The sequence below is a fragment of the Pseudomonas sp. Irchel s3h17 genome (assembly GCF_900187505.1).
Classification (GTDB): Bacteria; Pseudomonadota; Gammaproteobacteria; order Pseudomonadales; family Pseudomonadaceae; genus Aquipseudomonas.
The window spans coordinates 16,957-31,703 of the sequence record NZ_FYDL01000023.1; the positions used below are offsets into that span (position 1 = coordinate 16,957).

At 63.6% G+C, this 14,747-nt stretch carries 10 protein-coding genes; 4 read left to right on the forward strand and 6 right to left on the reverse strand.

What is annotated here, in order from left to right; translation table 11 throughout:
* Nucleotides 1-418 precede the first annotated feature (418 nt).
* The gene (locus tag CKW25_RS24095; protein ID WP_095083235.1) at nt 419-1,492 is read right to left on the reverse strand and encodes a diguanylate cyclase; all 1,074 of its coding nucleotides are present in this window, start codon (nt 1,490-1,492) and stop codon (nt 419-421) included.
* A gap of 216 nt (nt 1,493-1,708) precedes the next feature.
* Between CKW25_RS24095 and CKW25_RS24100 the strand changes: the two genes are divergently transcribed.
* The 3 genes from CKW25_RS24100 to CKW25_RS24110 all read left to right on the forward strand — a co-directional run bounded on the left by CKW25_RS24100 (nt 1,709) and on the right by CKW25_RS24110 (nt 5,767).
* Entirely contained in the window at nt 1,709-3,163 is a 1,455-nt protein-coding gene (locus CKW25_RS24100) for an NAD(P)/FAD-dependent oxidoreductase (RefSeq protein ID WP_095083237.1), read from the forward strand.
* Between the two features lie 20 nt (nt 3,164-3,183).
* The gene (locus tag CKW25_RS24105) at nt 3,184-4,110 is read left to right on the forward strand and encodes an alpha/beta fold hydrolase (protein ID WP_095083239.1); all 927 of its coding nucleotides are present in this window, start codon (nt 3,184-3,186) and stop codon (nt 4,108-4,110) included.
* Between the two features lie 256 nt (nt 4,111-4,366).
* Nucleotides 4,367-5,767, forward strand: a complete 1,401-nt coding sequence (locus tag CKW25_RS24110) for a VOC family protein (protein WP_095083241.1) — start codon at nt 4,367-4,369, stop codon at nt 5,765-5,767.
* A 335-nt stretch (nt 5,768-6,102) separates the two neighbouring features.
* Here the strand turns inward: CKW25_RS24110 and CKW25_RS24115 are convergent, their stop codons facing one another.
* The 4 genes from CKW25_RS24115 to CKW25_RS24130 all read right to left on the reverse strand — a co-directional run bounded on the left by CKW25_RS24115 (nt 6,103) and on the right by CKW25_RS24130 (nt 11,034).
* On the reverse strand, nt 6,103-6,681 hold the full coding sequence (locus CKW25_RS24115; protein WP_095083243.1) for a hypothetical protein: 579 nt from the start codon (nt 6,679-6,681) through the stop codon (nt 6,103-6,105).
* Between the two features lie 144 nt (nt 6,682-6,825).
* On the reverse strand, nt 6,826-7,899 hold the full coding sequence (locus CKW25_RS24120; protein ID WP_095083245.1) for a lipocalin-like domain-containing protein: 1,074 nt from the start codon (nt 7,897-7,899) through the stop codon (nt 6,826-6,828).
* Complete coding sequence (locus CKW25_RS24125) at nt 7,889-10,366, reverse strand: ABC transporter permease (protein WP_095083247.1); 2,478 nt, start codon at nt 10,364-10,366, stop codon at nt 7,889-7,891. Before CKW25_RS24125 ends, CKW25_RS24120 begins: the two co-directional genes overlap by 11 nt.
* Nucleotides 10,363-11,034 carry an ABC transporter ATP-binding protein gene (locus CKW25_RS24130; protein WP_095083249.1) on the reverse strand — a complete coding sequence of 224 codons (672 nt, stop codon included), beginning with the start codon at nt 11,032-11,034 and terminating at the stop codon, nt 10,363-10,365. Before CKW25_RS24130 ends, CKW25_RS24125 begins: the two co-directional genes overlap by 4 nt.
* A 152-nt stretch (nt 11,035-11,186) precedes the next feature.
* On the opposite strand from CKW25_RS24130, the gene CKW25_RS24135 reads away from it, so the two are divergent.
* The gene (locus CKW25_RS24135; RefSeq protein WP_095083251.1) at nt 11,187-13,160 is read left to right on the forward strand and encodes an alkyl/aryl-sulfatase; all 1,974 of its coding nucleotides are present in this window, start codon (nt 11,187-11,189) and stop codon (nt 13,158-13,160) included.
* A 258-nt stretch (nt 13,161-13,418) separates the two neighbouring features.
* Here the strand turns inward: CKW25_RS24135 and CKW25_RS24140 are convergent, their stop codons facing one another.
* Entirely contained in the window at nt 13,419-14,744 is a 1,326-nt protein-coding gene (locus tag CKW25_RS24140) for a DUF1254 domain-containing protein (RefSeq protein WP_095083252.1), read from the reverse strand.
* Nucleotides 14,745-14,747: the final 3 nt, after the last annotated feature.

The following is a 14,747-nucleotide window of genomic DNA, read 5'->3' on the forward strand; positions in this document are numbered from 1 at the left end:
ACCTGCAAGGTCTCGGAAAGGCGCCATACATTCCAAGCGCCACCCGGCACTCAATTTACGAGGGGCGGCAGTCTAAGGCCGACTTGAAGCCTCAGCAACTGAAAAGACAGGGAATTTGTCTTACAAAGCCCTTAAATTGCTCTCTGGCAAGCTTTGGGCCGTTATCGGAGTGCGTTTATAGCAAGAAATTCAATCCAGCGGCTGTATATAGAAGACAAACGGCTGCCGACCACCGCCGATGTCGTCCGGCAACTCCATCCAGGCAGTATCCAAGTCCATGGATTTACCGCTAGATTCAAGACGCAGGCCCCCGCACCTGTTCACCGCCTATCACTCAAGCAGCTGTACATGAAGATGACCAAGCAGGTGTTGCGCGAGTGAGCCACGCCGGGCTGACACCAGGCCACACCGCCAAACCTCACGCCGAGCCCAGCGCCACCCGCTGCACCAGGCCGTCGGCATGGCAGATCACCCGGTTGCGGCCGGTGGTCTTGGCGGCGTACAGCGCCAGGTCCGCATCGTTGAGCCATTGCGTGGCGTCGGCGTGCATCGGGTTGAACGCCGCCAGGCCGATACTCAGGCTGACTTCAAGGGCCGGGTTCTGCTCGTAGCCCAGCCCGGAAAAGCGATCACGCAACGCGTCCATCGCCTGCACGGCACGTGCCAGCGGGACATCGGGCAGGATCACGCAGAACTCGTCACCGCCATAACGCCCGGCCACGTCGCTGGCACGCAGGTTCTGCTTGAGGATCTTGCTCAGTTGCCGCAGGACGATATCGCCGGCCACATGGCCGTAGGTGTCATTGATGGCCTTGAAGTGGTCGATGTCGATCAGCGCGATGGCCCCGCCGCGCTGCTGGCGCTGGCACCGCTGGAACTCGACTTCCAGGGCGTCCTTCCAGGCGCCGTGGTTCAGCAGCCCGGTGAGACTGTCGGTGCGGCTCAGGGCCAACAGTTCGCGCTTGCTCTTGCCCAGGGCGAAGGTCTGCCGAAAGCAGATCCAGCCCAACGCCAACGGGTACAAGGTCAGCAACGGCAAGCAGGCGTACATCTGCAACTGACTGGTCTGGGGGATCAGCACGGGGACAAACAGCAACCAGCCAATCCCCATGCCCAACACCTGGGCCGCGATGCCCGTCAGCAGAAAGCGCACGCCACCGATTGCCACATTGTTCATGGCCATCATCGACAGCGTCACCGCGCTGGGTAACGGATTGAAGTGCATGGCCACGACCCAGAAACCACCGGTCAACGAGTCGATCAGCAAGTTGCGGTGTTCAGCACGATAGGGCAATGGCGAACGACGCGCCCATTGGTACGCCAGGTGCGGCCATAGCACACCATTGAACAGCATCAACAGCAACAACCACGCAGGCGGCTCCAGTGGCTGGACCGCCGGTGCCACGCACAACAGCCCCAACGCCAGCCCCAGGGTGCGTGATGTGTAGAGCCTCCTGGCCAGTGAAAGTCCCTTTCCTCCAATTGGTTGCATAGGGGCCAAAGCTCCTCTTTACGGCTGATCGCCACTGCAGACAGCAAAAAAAGCCAGACGGGAATGCCTGGAGTCTAACAGGGCGACGGCAAATCGCCATCACCGCCTGGCGACCAGAAAAAAACGCTCTGGAGCACCCGGTGTCGAAAGATTGACTATATATGAGAGGGACTTCAGTCGACGTCTGAACCTGCACCCCATTCAGAGAGGAGGCCCATGCAGACCTATCAGGTGCTGATCATCGGTAGCGGTTTCGGCGGCCAGTGTGCAGCCATCAACCTGCTCAAGGCGGGCATCACGGATTTTCGCCTGCTGGAACGCCGTGATTTTTTTGGCGGCACCTGGTGCCAGAATACCTACCCCGGTGCCGCCGTCGACGTGCCCTCCCCGCTGTACTCATTGTCGTTCGCTTCCTGGCGCTGGACGCAAATGTTCGCCGAACAGCCAGAGCTGCATCGTTACACCCAGTACGTTGTCGACTACTACCAGTTACGCGACAGGGTCGAACTGCAGGCCGATGTCGATCGGGTCCGATGGGACGAAACGGCCCGTCAGTGGCAGGTGCATACCCGGGAAAAAGGCACGTTCGGCGCACAGTTCCTGATCAACGCATCCGGGCCATTGAGCCAGCCGGTGATTCCGCCGTTCGAGGGTCTGCAGCGCTTTGCGGGCAAGAGTTTTCACAGCAATGCCTGGGATCATGCCTACGACTATCGCCACAAACGGGTCGCCATCGTCGGCAGCGGCGCCAGCGCGGCGCAGATCATTCCCACCCTCGCGCCGGACGTCGAACACTTGCACGTGTTCCAGCGCACGCCCCATTGGGTACTGCCCCGCGCCGACCGCAGCTTCGGTCGTTTCCAGCGCTGGCTGCTGGGCTTCAAGCCAGCCTACAAACTGCTGCGCTGGTTGATTTACTGGCAATTCGAAACCCGGGTGATTGCCTTCAAGTACTCAAGGACCGCGCTGCGCCTGGTGCAGCAGCAGGCACTCAAGCACCTCGAGCGACAGGTGCCGGACGCCGAACTGCGGCGCCAACTCACCCCGGACTACACCATCGGCTGCAAACGGGTGATTCTGTCCAGCACCCTGTACCCGGCACTGTGCCGCCCCAACGTGACCCTGCACGGACGCGAACAAGGCATCGGCGCACTGGATGAACGCGGCATTCTTACCCAGGATGGCCAGCACATCGACCTGGACCTGATCGTCTGGGCCACCGGCTACGACGCCACCGACGGGGTGATTGCCTACCCCGTGCACGGCAGGAACGGCACGTCCTTGAGCGCGTTCTGGGCCCAGTACCCGCGAGCCTACCTGGGCACCAGCCTGCCGGACTTCCCCAACCTGTTTATCGTCACCGGCCCCAACACCGGCATCGGCCATACCTCGGCGCTGTTCATCATCGAATCGCAGATGAACTACATCCTCGACTGCATTCGTACCCTCAAGGACCAGGGACTGCGCAGCATTGAAGTGCGCAAGGAAGCCGAAAACGCCTATACCCAAATGATTCACCGTGAAATGCAACGCACTGTGTGGCAGTCCGGAGGTTGCCACAGTTGGTATCAAAGCAAGAGCGGTCATGTGATCGCCATGTTTCCCGGCTTCAGCTTCAGCTATCACCAACTGACGCGACGACTGAAAACCGCGGACCACATTCTGTCCTGACCTGTTTTGGGGAGTGCGCGATGTTTGTTGTATGGATTGTTCTCGGGTTGTTGATCATCTGGACCTGGCGCACCTGGCCGCGCATCGGTCACGTGCTGTACGACGCCAGCATGGCGCTGGAAGCACGGTTGTATGGCCTGCAAAAAGTCGCGGTACCGATTGCCGAGATGGAGATGGTCACCTACCAGGGCGGACCGGAGACGCCGGAACGCACCATCCTGATGCTGCACGGCTACAGCGCCGACAAAACCATCTGGCTGCGCTTCGCCAAGTATTTTACCGACGATTGCCGAGTGATCATTCCCGACCAGGCCGGCCACGGCGAAACCGGGTTCAAGGCCGGCGGCGGCTATGACATCCCGACCCAGGCCGAACGGATGATCCAGTTGATCGATGCCTGCGGGATCGGCAAGGTCCACGTGATCGGCAACTCCATGGGCGGCTACGTCGCTGCCTGGCTGGCCGCCGTCCACCCAGGGCGAGTCGCGTCGCTGATGCTGATCGATCCGGCCGGCCTCAGCTCACCCGAGCCCAGCGACATGGAGCGATTGCTGGCCCAGGGCAGCAACCCGTTCCTGATCCACTCGCGGGCCGACTTCAATCAGTTCTACGCCATGACCATGGCCTCCCCACCCTGGGTACCGGGGGTGGTGCGGGCGGCGCTGGCCGAGCGTTATCAAGCCCGGCGCGACGAGCTGGCGGAAATTTTCGAGGACTTTCACACCAGCCAGCCCGTCGGCGCCAGGTTGCACGACATCCAGGCCCCAGCCCTGTTGCTGTGGGGTCGCGAAGACCGCCTGATTCACGTCAGCAGCGCGCAGATCTGGGCCAAGGGCATTCCCGGAATGCGCGTGAAAATCTGGGACGGTGTCGGCCATATGCCGATGGTGGAACAGCCGGCGAAAACCGCGACGTTGTACCGCCAGTTCCTGGATAGGCCGCAATGAATGGCGTCAGTCCTTGTGGCAAAACACACGGGCATGACGCGTCATAGCAGTCGAAGAGCGACTGACCTGCCTTGGCTTCCACCTCCTCCTGTGGCAGACAGTGCCTTGTATGGCGGTTCTAGCGGGTGAACCAGGCGTAGCACTGAACACAGCAGTCGTTTGCAGAATGAAGTTCGGAAGAAACTTCGTTTGTCAGTCATGCCGGCGCCGAACAGAATCGGCCTACTCCACTGTCACTGCGCCGGGATTCGAGTTTATGAACAACCACAACGTCGTCAGCCCTGACCTGATCCGCCAACGCTTCTCGCGGGCGATGTCGGACATGTACCGCGAAGAAGTGCCGTTGTACGGCGCCTTGATGGAACTGGTGGCGAGCACCAATGCCCATGTGTTGGCCAGCGACCCGGCGATGGCCTCGCAGTTGCGCGCTACCGGCGAAATCCAGCGCCTGGACCTGGAGCGCCACGGCGCGATTCGCGTCGGCACCGCCGAGGAACTGGCGACGCTGTGTCGCCTGTTCGCGGTGATGGGCATGGAACCGGTCGGCTACTACGACCTGACACCCGCCGGCGTGCCGGTGCACTCCACGGCCTTTCGCGCCGTGCATGAAGCGTCCCTGCAGGTCAGCCCATTCCGCGTGTTCACCTCGCTGCTGCGCCTGGAACTGATCGACAACCCCGAGCTGCGCGCCTTTGCCGAATCGGTGCTGGCCCGGCGTTCGATTTTCACCGCCAGGGCCCTGGAACTGATCGCCCACGCCGAACACAACGGTGGCCTTGATGAACAGCAGGCCGAGGTTTTTGTCGAGCAGGCGCTGGAGACGTTTCGCTGGCACCACAGCGCCACCGTCACCGCCGCGCAGTACCGACAGTTGAGCGCCCAGCACCGGCTGATCGCCGACGTGGTGGCCTTCAAGGGCCCGCACATCAATCACCTGACCCCGCGCACCCTGGACATCGACATCGTGCAGGCCAGCATGCCCGGCCACGGCATCACCCCCAAGGCAGTGATCGAGGGACCGCCGCGCCGCCAGTGCCCGATCCTCCTGCGCCAGACCAGCTTCAAGGCGCTGGACGAACCCATTGCGTTCACCGACCAACAGCAGGCCACCGGCAGCCACAGCGCCCGCTTTGGTGAAATCGAGCAGCGTGGCGCTGCGTTGACTCCTCAAGGGCGGGCGCTCTACGACCGCTTGCTCAACGCTGCCCGCGATGAGCTCAAGGACTTCCCCAGCGAAGCCAACGCAGCGCGCTACGACCGCCTGATGACGCAACATTTCCAGGAATTCCCGGATTCCTACGCCGACATGCGTGAACAAGGCCTGGCCTACTTCCGCTATTTCGTCAGCGACAAGGGCCTGGCCGCCGAGCGCGACGCACTCACGGGCATGACCCTGGCCGGGTTGCTCAAAGCAGGTTATGTGCGCGCAGAACCGCTGGTGTACGAGGACTTCCTGCCGGTCAGCGCCGCGGGGATTTTCCAGTCGAACCTGGGCGATGCCGCACAGACCCGCTACGACGCGCATTCGAACCGGCAAGCGTTTGAAGCCGCGCTGGGACGTTCAACCATTGATGAGCTGGCGTTGTACGCGCAAACGCAGCAGCGTTCGATTGACGAATGTGGCCGTGTGCTGAATCTGCAAGGGTTGGCCGGCTGAGCAGGCAGCGGGTAATACGGAGAGTGTCCGGGGGACATCAAGCGCGGGCATTCAGAGGCGATGTACCGCTGAATGTTGTTTGTCGAACGGTCTGGAAGACGTTCGCCCAGTGCTATGGCCTGGCAATCCGTGCACTGGTAAAGAGCCCTGACACTGGGCGAACTGGGGCGATTTTAATACATTGGATCCGATCTGTCCGGTGAGAAATTCTGAATAAATCTGGACACAATATTTCAACGGCACAAACGAAAAAAAGCGAAACCCGCCGTTTCAGGTTGCGCCCCGTATCAGGGCGCACCAGCGTCGAGTGTCGCTTTCAGGTGTCGCGTTGAAGCTTAGCGCTGGGTCGTGACTTTCAGCACGTCGGTGTAGACCACCACCACACTCTGGCCGACCTTGAGGTCTTTGAGCTTGGCCTGGACTTCCGGTTTTTCGACCTTGATGGTCTTGGTCAGGCCCGCTGGATTCTGCAGCGTCACTTCGTTTTTCTTGACGTCGATCGCGGTGATTTTCAGCTCGACCTTGACCTGGCGATAAGCTTCGCCGCCCGGGTTCGGGTTGTTCTCGCTGGCGCGCATTTCCCCAACGCGTTCAACGGTGCCCGGCAGGCCCTTGTCGATATCAGTGTCGAGCGAGGCGGCAACCGAACGGATGACGTCGATCTGCACCTTGTCGCCGGCCTTGAGGTTGCCCAGGTCCTTGGCCTTTTCGGTCATCTGGATCTGGACCGGCTGGCCGTCGGCGCCCTTGAGCACGACCAGGCGCTTGGCCGCATCGACGGAAATAACCTCGGTCACCACCTGGTTCGCTTCAACCACGGCCGACAACGGGATATCGGCGGCGTAGGCACTGAGGCTACCGGCAGACAGCAGCGTTGCAAGCGTAATGGCTTTGGTCAGTGTATGAAGCTTCATAGCGGTACGTTCCCTGAGAGAGTAAAGAGTGCAAGCAAAGGCTTTCAACAGCAGTCTGAAGCCTGCGCGCCGAGTGAGCATAGACATAGATCAGCGGTTTTACTAAAACTTTGCCGCACGATGCCCAGGACTGCGATGAGCCTCTCAATAGCCGGTCATTTCCAGGTACCCCACCCCCGTATCACTGCCACTGACCTGCACCGGCCCTTCCCAATAGGTAATGCGCAAGTCCATCCAGGCCTTGGGGTTGAGCGCCGCGACGGTGATGTCCAGCCCCTGGCCCGCCACCTTGACCGACCAGCGTGTCGGCAGGCTGCGCCCCGCCACCTCGGAACTCTCCAGCGGCGTAAGGATGATGTCCTCCCGGGACAACGTGTGGGTGCTGCCGTCCGGGTTGATCCAGGTGCCGGTGACGTAAGGAGCGCCCACCTGTTGCCGAACCCGGAACAGCATCAACTGCGCACCACCGTCCAGGTGCAGGGAGAACCAGTCCCAGCCGCTCTGCCCGGCCATCAATGGCTGGCTGCTCCACTCCCGGTCCAGCCAGGCCGGGCCGCTGACCTGATAGGTGGTGCCGTCGATCTCCAGGCTGCCGCTGGCCGCAAAGAACGGCTGGCTGTAGTAATACGACGCCTGGCCCTGCTCGGACTTGCGACTGAAACCCTGCTCCCCGTGCAGCACCACTGGCCGGCTGGAGGTCAGGCGCAATTGATAGCTGAAACCGTTACCGCTGGCCTGCAGCCGCATGTCGGTCAACGGGTTTTCGCGGTCGGCCTGCGACTCCAGGCGCCAGTCATCGATCCAGGCGGCAAACGGTGGCTGGTGCACCCCGGCCTGCCCCACGCCACCCCGGGCATAACGCTCGGCGGCGTGGTGCACGGTCGCCGACGTCACCGCCGCGTGGCCCAGCCAGATCACCTGGCTGGCCCATCCGGGCTGCTCCGTGCCGGCTTGCAGGGCATTGCGAAACAGCGTCCATTGCACACCGAATGCCCGGCCCTGCGGGTCCTTGAGGTTGGCGGTGAGGTACCACCACTCCACACGAAAACCATCGTGGGCCGCGTGATCGGCCGGAAATTCGAAGACCCGGCCCGGCGTCACCTGCTGGAACGCGGCAGCGTCAACGCCCAGCCCGGCGAACCCCTCCTGGCGCTCGGGGGCATCGTCGCAACCGGCCAGTACCAGCAACACCAGCGCAAACGCCCGTTCAATCCTCATGGGCAAACCACCTGAGCAAGTCCGCGGGTTGCGTGCGGTAGAGCGTGAAGAGCGGCCAGGCCGAGGCCAGCAAGGTGGCCAACAGCGCCAGACCCATCAACTGCGCCAATTGCCACGGGAAGACCCGCAGTGGCAGGCGCCAGCCGAACGCCTGCACGTTGATCACCGTGTCCAGGCACCAGGCCAGGGCAATGCCCAACGGCAGCGCCAACACCAGGGTGAGCAACGCCAGCAGCCAGGTCTGTCCGAGGTTGAGCAGCATCAATTGCCGGCGGGTCACCCCCAGCGCCCACAACGGCGCCAGTTGCCCGAGACGGCTCTGGCTTTGCGTCAGCAAGCTGATGAACAACGCCACCCCGGCCACCCCCAGGGTCAGGCTGTTGAGGGCGGCCGTCGCCGCGAAGGTGCGCTCGAACACCTGCTCCGACCAGCCCTTGAGCCGGGCCTGATCGACGATGCGACTGTCGTCCAGGGCAAAGCGCGCTTGCAGCGCCGTGATCAAGGCTGGAATCCGCGCAGGCTCGATGCGCAGGTTGAAACGACTCGGCGTCAACTGTGGCCAGAAGTGCAACAGGTGCCGGGCGTTGACCAGCAGATGCCCTTTGGGATTGCCATAGTCGGCATAAATCCCGATCAGCTGCGGCGCCCAGGCGCCCTGCGGGGTGGGGATGCTCAATCGGTCGCCCAACTGAAGCTTGAGTCGGCGCGCCAGTTGCTCGCTGATCATCACCGTGTCGTGGCTCGCCAACTGCTCCCAGGGGGTATCGCCCCGGGCCGCGAGCAACGGCCAGTGCTGGCGATAGGTCGCGTGATCGATCACCCCATGAAGGTCCGCCGGCCAGCCCTGCAAGGTCACCGCGACCTGCCAGCTCGGCAACACCGCAGCGAGATTCTGCTGCATCAGCCACGGCTGCAGTTCGCGGGCCTGCGCTGGATTGCGAGGGGTGATGTACAGCTCGGCGATCAACCGTTGCCCCAGCCAGTCGCTGAAGGTCTGGCGAAAACCGGCGGTCATGCTGCCGGCCCCGATATTGGCGGCCAGCGCCAGCAGCAGGGCCATCAAGGCCAGGCTCAGCGCCGGCAACTGCTGACGGCAATCGGCAACAAACCATTGGCCGAGCACCGAATGGCTGCGACCCAAGGCCAGATTCAACGCCCCATCGAGCAGTACCGGCAAACTCAATGCGGCCCCCAGCAATAAGGCCGCCATCAGCACAAAACCACTGCCCAGGCTGTCCCCCCACGCCCACGCGAGCACGCCGATCAGTGCCATGACAACGGCCACCCATCCTTGGCGCCGCAGCCAGCGCCCATAAGCCTGATGCCAGGCTTGCGGGGTCGCCAGTGCCAGCAACGGCAGGCGTGCCGCTCGCAACAAGCTGTTGACGCCAGCCAGCCCGGCACCCAACAGGCTCAGGCCGATGCCGCTCAACCACCACCCGGGGCTGAGGCTCAACTGCCCCGCCACTTCGGCACCGTACAACCCCCGCAGGCTGGCGGCAACGTCCGGCAGCAGGACACTGGCCAGCAGGTAGCCGCTGACCACCCCGACCACCCCGCCGAGCAGGGCCAACCCACCCAGTTCAACGCTCAGGCCCAGGATCAGCATCCGGGCGCTGACCCCGCAGGCGCGCAGGGTTCTGAACAGGCCGCGGCGCTGCTCCAGTGCCAGGCCAATCGCCGCGTGGACAATGAACAAGCCGACGACGAATGACAGAAATCCCAGGGCGTCGAGGTTCAGATGGAAGCTCTCGGTGAGCCGCGCCAGGGTGTTCTCTTCACCGCCGGGTTGCAGTTGCAACTGACCGGCCAGGTCGGCGGGCAGCCGAGGGTGTGTGGCGACGAACGCCTGTGGCACCAGCAAGCGTGACAGCTGCTGCGCCAGACCCAGCACCTGCTGGGCGACGCCGATGTCCATCAACAGCACACCGGGCGCCATGTCGGCCTGGGCATGCATCGGCGGCAAGCTGGCCCCCGTCGTGGTCTGTGCTCGATCACCCTCACGCAATCCCAGCGCCTCCAGGGTTTGCGGGGCAATCCAGGTGCGGCCCGGCGGGCTGACGAACTCGGCCATCCGTGCCAGGTCCAGGGTCTGTCCGGCCAGGGCCGTGCCCGTCGGCAGTGACAAGGGCTCGATGCCCATCAGCTGCAGGCGCTGCGCTTCCTGCCCCTTGAGCATCACCCGCCCCTGCACCACTGGCGACACCGGCCAGCCGGCCAGGCGCAGCTCGACAAACAGGGCTTGGGCGAAGGGCGCTCCATTGGGAGCGCTGAGGCTGGGCTGGGGTTCGCCACCGATCAATTGACTGGCGCGGGCGTAGCTGTCCCGTGCCTGACTGTTCAACGCCTGGACCCCGGTCAGCAAACCGGTGGCCAGCCACAGCCCGGTCAGCACACTGAAGAACTGCACCGGATGCTGGCGCCAATGGCTGAGCAGCGCGCGCAGGGTCTGGGCTAAAACGCTCATCGCGGCGCGCCGGCGTCGACCAGGCGTCCATGCTGCAACAGCACCTTGCGCGCCAGGCGCGCGGCGACCCTGGGGCTGTGGGTGACCATCAACAAACTGGTGGGACTGTCCTCAAGCAGCTCCAGCAACAGGTCCAACACCTGCTCGCTGGTGTGTTCATCGAGACTGCCGGTGGGTTCATCGGCCAACAGCAACCGTGGCCGCGACGCCAGCGCCCGCCCCAACGCCACCCGTTGCTGCTGGCCGCCAGACAACTGTTCCGGATAGCGCCCCAGCACATCCCCAAGCCCCAGGCGTTCCACCAGTTGCCCGTGCCAGGCCGGGTCATGGCGCCCGGCCAGTCGCGCCTGAAACGCCAGGTTGTCGTCGACCCGCAAACTGCCGATCAGGTTGAACTGCTGGAACACCAGGCCGATCTCCGTGCGCCGCCAGCGCGCCCGTTGGCCTTCACTCATGTGTTCCAGGCGCTGCTCGCCGAGGCGAATGCTGCCCTGGTCGACCTTGTCCAGCCCGGCAATCAGGTGCAGCAAGGTGCTTTTGCCACTGCCCGACTCGCCCATCAGCGCCAGGCTGCTGCCGGGTGCCAACTGCAAGTCGACACCCTGCAACACCGCCAGCGGACCTTGCGCGGTGGCGTAGCGTTTGAAGACGCCTTGAACCTCGAGCATGGGCAGCGCTCGCTACACAGACAGTGAATCCAAGCATAGCGGACAGCCTTGCACGCCCTGCATGGTTTTTGTCGTTTGACGATTGTCGAGGTCTCTGGCCCGGCGTTTAGGCTCCAGGCTGGTCTAGCCATAATGATAAAAACGGAGACTCCATGCCTCGATTCACCCTGTCCCATCGCGGCCTGCTGGCCGCCCTGATCACCGCCTGCCTGGCGCAATCGGTTGCCGCCGCCCAAGCTCCCGTCGCCGCCAGCCCCTTGACCGCCGCCAGCAATGCGGCGGTGCTCAAGCAACTGCCTTTCAGTGACCGCACCGACTACGAGTCGGTCAGCCGTGGCCTGATCGCCCCCTTCACGGACCCGATCAAGACCGCCGACGGTAAGGTGATCTGGGACATGCAGAGCTACGCCTTCCTCGACAAGGAGCAGGCCCCCGACACCGTCAACCCGAGCCTGTGGCGCCTGGCCCAGCTCAGCGCCCACGCCGGTTTGTTCGAAGTCAGCCCCCGGCTCTATCAGGTGCGCGGCCTGGACCTGGCCAACATGACCATCATCGAGGGTGACGACGGGCTGATCATCATCGATCCGCTGACCATGGCCGAAACCGCCAAGGCGGCGCTGGACCTGTACTACCGCAACCGTCCGCACAAACCGGTGGTGGCGGTGATCTACAGCCATACCCACGTCGACCACTTCGGCGGCGTGCGCGGGGTGATCGACGAGGCCGACGTCAAGGCCGGCAAGGTCAAGGTGTTCGCGCCGGCAGGCTTCATGGAACACGTCATGAGCGAGAACGTGTACGCCGGCAACGCCATGAGCCGCCGCGCCCAGTTCCAGTTCGGCAGCCTGTTGCCACGGGGCGACAAGGGCCAGGTGGACGCCGGCATGGGCAAGAACACGCCATCGGGCGGCACCATCACCCTGATCCCGCCGACCGACCTGATCAGCCAGGAACTGGACACCCGCACCATCGCCGGCATCGAGGTGCAGTTCCAGCTGACCCCGGGCACCGAAGCACCGTCGGAGATGAACCTGTACCTGCCGCAGCTGCGGGCCTTGTGCATGGCGGAGAACGCCACGCAGATGATGCACAACATCCTCACTCCGCGCGGCGCCCCGGTGCGCGATGCCAAGGCCTGGTCGCAATACCTGGACAGCAGCCTGGCGCGTTACGGCGACAAGTCCGACGTACTCTTTGCCCAGCACAACTGGCCGACCTGGGGTGGCGAGCGCATCCGTACCTTCCTCGCCGATCAGCGTGACATGTATGCCTTCCTCAACGACCGCACCCTGCACCTGTTGAACCAGGGCCTGACGCCGATGGAGATCGCGCAGAACATGCAGAAACTCCCGGGGGAGCTGGAGAACAAGTGGTACACCCGCAGCTACTATGGCTCGCTGAGCCACAACTCGCGGGCGGTATACCAGCGCTACATGGGCTTCTATGACGGCAACCCGTCGAACCTCAACCCGCTGCCGCCGGTGGAAACCGCCAAGCATTATGTCGAGGCCATCGGCGGTGGCGAGGCCGTGATCGGCAAGATGCGCGAGGCCATGACCAAGGGCGATTACCGCTGGGCCACGCAACTGGGCAACCAGTTGATGTTCGCCGAGCCGGACAACAGCGAAGGCCGCGAAACCCAGGCCCAGGCGCTGGAGCAACTGGGTTACCAGAGCGAGAACGCCACCTGGCGTAACATGTACCTGACCGCTGCCATGGAACTGCGCAACGGTGTGCCACCGATCGCCGGCAGTTCGGTGTCGGCGGACATGGTGCGGGCGCTGACCCCGGACATGTTCTTCGACTTCCTGGCCATTCGCCTGAACAGCGAAAAAGCCGTCGGCCATGACCTGACGTTGAACTGGACCTTCGACGACCCGAACCAGGCCTACAACCTGACCTTGCGCAACGGTGTGCTGACCCACCGCGGCGGCAGCAATCCCCAGGCCGACGCGAGCATCAGCATGAACAAGGCGACGCTGGAGCAGATCGCCCTCAAGCAACTGGACTTCCCGACGGCCATCCAGAAAGGCCTGGTCAAATTGCAGGGTGACGGCAAGAAACTGGGCCAACTGCTGGGCAGCCTGGACACCTTCAGCCCGCAGTTCAATGTCGTCACACCCTGATTATCGAGGGCAAAAAAGCCGCCAGGCCGGGTTCGGTCTGGCGGTTTATGATGCTGATGTCCCGTCCTGAACAAGGTTTTCGACTCTATCAGCACAAGGCACTGAGCACCTGCCCCGTGGCGAGCGAGCTTGCTCGCGCTGGGTTGCGCAGCAACCCCCAAAAGGTCACCGAGGCCTTTGTAAAAGACCGCAATCGTCCTGTCAGGGCCACTGCGTGCCCCAGCGGGAGCAAGCTCCCTCGCCACACCATAAAAGGACTCAGACCGCCTCCACCGCCGGCATCTGCCAACGCTGCTCGATCACCTGCCGCTCGGGCCCGTACAGGCGCAGGATCAGGGTGAACGCACCATGTTGCGGAGCGGGCAGCCAGTTGCGGCTGCTCAGGCAGTAACGGTCGATGGGGTTGTCGACCAGTTGGCGGTCCGGCAAGTCGTACAGCGTCAGTGACCAGAACTCGCTGGCCGGTGGCAATTGCCCGGGCGCGAAGCGCAGGCGGTAGCCGCGTCCCCCCATCAAGGGTTGGCCCTGGCTGTCCTGCCTGGCGCCGGTGTAGAACGCCTCCTCGACGCTGTTGCCGTAGATGCCCATGGCCGCGCCCAGCGCACGGTTGAGGTAGTTGCCCTGTAACACCTCCCGCGTCCCGAACAGGCCCAGGGTGGTGCGCACCTTGGCCCCGGCGGCCTGCATCTGCGCTTGAGCCTCCTGGATACCGGCGAGCAACGCCTGGCGCTGTTCGGCGGACATGGCCGCCAGGTCGAACGCCTGCCCCGGCACGATGCCGATCCGCGCAAACCGCTCACGCAACGCTTGCTCGCCCGGTTGGACCGGACACAGCGTGAGGATCTGGTTCAACTGATTGATGAACCCCGGCCCCAGCCCGGTCTTGCTGTCCCACGCCTGCCACGCGATGGCGGGTGCCGCTGCGGGTGCCGGGGTGCCCACGTACTCGTGCAACGAGCGCAGGCGATACTGCTGTTGCAAGGCACGCACCGCCGGCATGTCCTCGGCGTTCTTCAGCGCGGTGCGACCCAGCACCATGACAATCTCGGTTTCACTGCGCAGCACGGCCTTGATCCCGGCCGGGGTTGCGCCCGTCCAGCCAGGCCCGGCGATCAGGTAGTCCCCCGCCTCGCGCCCGGTGCTCAGCACCCCGACATAGGCAAAGTTGTGGGTGTATTGATCCACCAACTGGTGCACGTAGTAACGGTCCTCGGGCACCGCCGGCACGCTCAAGACCTGGGGCTCGCTGCGCAGGTCCAGCCAGGCCCAGGAGTACGGTGTGTCATTGTTCGGCGTGACAATTTCGCGGTTCTTCGGCGTGTACAGGTTGCTGTAGTGGCGAAAGCGGTTGAAGCCGCCGACGTACTCGGCAGTACCGGGGTCGAGCACCTGCTTCTCCAGGGTCTGGTAGTGCATCAGCATCGGGTAGGCGTAGATCCACGCGTCCCGGGTGATGGCCTGGATATCCTCGGACGGGGTCGGGTTGACTTGGCTGGCGGCCAGCAACCAACCCGGGCACGCCAGTGCGGCACCGGCCACACTCATGCCGGCGAGCAGACGACGACGGCTAAAAGGAGCATTCATGGT